Here is a 2,196-nt window from a genome sequence, read left to right on the forward strand (position 1 = left end):
AGGCGGCGTACTCGCCGGGTTGGGCGGTCTCAACAAAATCGGCAGCGGTGCCTTGACCCTCGGCGGCCTCAGCGTGTTGACCGGTGACACCCAGGTCAACGCCGGCAGCCTGCTGGTCAACGGCGCGCTGGCCAGTACCAACGTGAACGTGGCTAATGGCGCCACCCTCGGCGGCACCGGCACCCTGGTGGGGGCCGTCAACATTGCCGACGGTGGCCACCTGGCCGTCAACTCGGGCAACACCCTGACAGTCGGCTCGTTGGTGCTCAATACCAACTCCAACCTCGATGCCGGGCTCGGTGCCCCGTCTACCGGCGGCACGGCGGTGATTCATGTGGGCGGTAACCTGACCCTGGATGGCACGCTGAATGTCAGCGATATCGGTGGCTTCGGCCCCGGTATCTACCGGTTGATCGACTACACCGGCGGCCTGACCAATAACGGCCTGCAGCTGGGCAGCTTGCCGGTGAATATCCCGGCCACCGACCTGGACCTGCAAACAGCAATCGGCAACCAGATCAACCTGCTGGTCAACGGCAACACCACCGTGCAGTTCTGGGACGGTAGCCAGACCACCGGTAACGGCAGCATCGAGGGCGGCAGCGGTACCTGGACAAGTGGCGCCACCAACTGGACAGGCGTCAACGGTTCGTTCAACGCCGCCTGGGCGCCAAACAGCTTTGCGGTCTTCCAGGGCGCGGCGGGTACTGTCAGCGTGGACGGCGCCCAAGCGATTACCGGTCTGCAATTTGTCACCGACGGCTACAACGTGGTCGGCGGCACGGCGGGGGCCTTGACCTTGTTCAACGGCACCGGCGGCAACACTGCCGTGCGCGTTGACCCGAATGCCACCGCGACCCTGGGCGTCACCCTCAATGGCGGCGGTACTCTGGCCAAGCTGGATGCGGGCACCTTGGTGCTCAATGGCGCCAATACCTACACCGGCGGCACCGCGCTCAATGGCGGTACGTTGGTGGTCGGCAATAACAGTGCGTTGGGCAGCGGTGCGTTGACCGCGTCCAATGGCACCACCCTGGACAGCAATGCCGCTGTCAGCCTGGCCAATGATGTGAACGTCAACGGCACGCTGACAGTCGGCGGCAGCAACGCGCTGACCCTGGCCGGCACCGTGGCCGGCACCGGTAGCCTGATCAAAAACGGCATCGCCAGCCTGACCTTGAGTGGCAACAACACCTATGCAGGGCCGACTGCATTGAACGCCGGCGGGTTGATCCTGGCCTCTAACACTGCGCTGGGCACCGGCGCGCTGAATGCGGCGGCAGGCACCACGCTCGATACCAGCAGTGCAGTCACCCTGGCAAATGCCGTGAACCTGGCGGGCAACCTGGGCATTCTCGGCAGCGCCGACCTGACCCTTGATGGGCTGGTCACCGGGGCTGGCAGCCTGGCTAAAAGTGGGGCGGGCAACCTGACACTCAACGGCAACAATGCTTACCTCGGCGGTACGCAGTTGAACGCAGGTGGCTTGGTACTGGGCAATGGTTCGGCACTTGGCACCGGCAGCCTGGCCGTCAACGGCGCAGCGACGCTGGATACCAGTGCCGCAGTGGCGCTGGCCAATAACACCACGCTCAATGCTGCGCTGACCGTGGTTGGCAGCAACGACCTGGCGCTTGGCGGTGTGGTTGATGGCACCGGATCGCTGATCAAGAACGGCACTGCCAACCTGACCCTCAACGGCGCCAATACCTACAGCGGCGGCACCACCCTCGCGGCCGGTACGCTGACTGTCGGCAATGCCACGGGCTTGGGTTCCGGCGCCTTGACCGTCAATGGAGCAAGTACGTTGGATAACAGTGTGCCGCTGGTATTGGCGAACGCCGTCAACTTGAATGCCGACCTCAGTGTGGCCGGTAACAACAACCTGACCCTGGCGGGTGTGTTGGCCGGCAATGCAGCGTTGATCAAAAATGGCGCGGCGGACTTGCTGCTCAGTGGTAACAACACCTTCACCGGTCCACTCAATGTGCTCGGCGGCAGTGTGACCACTACAGGTAACGCGGCCTTGGGCAACACCACCGGCGTCAACGTCGGCAGCGGTGCCAGCCTCAACCTGGGTGGCAATGCCAGCCTCAATACCCTGACCGGTACCGGCGCGATTCAAGTGGCGGGCGGCAGCACGCTGGCGGTGGGTGGCAGCAACCTCGACAACACCTTCGCAGGCACGCTCAACGG

General features: G+C 64.2%; 1 protein-coding gene. It reads left to right on the forward strand.

Translation table 11 applies throughout. The features are described 5' to 3' along the window. Positions 1 to 2,196, forward strand: a 2,196-nt coding sequence (locus tag FEM54_RS31000) for an autotransporter-associated beta strand repeat-containing protein (RefSeq protein ID WP_171045950.1), incomplete at both ends; no start/stop codon positions are given.

Source organism: Pseudomonas edaphica (assembly GCF_005863185.1).
GTDB classification, from domain to species: Bacteria; Pseudomonadota; Gammaproteobacteria; order Pseudomonadales; family Pseudomonadaceae; genus Aquipseudomonas; species Aquipseudomonas edaphica.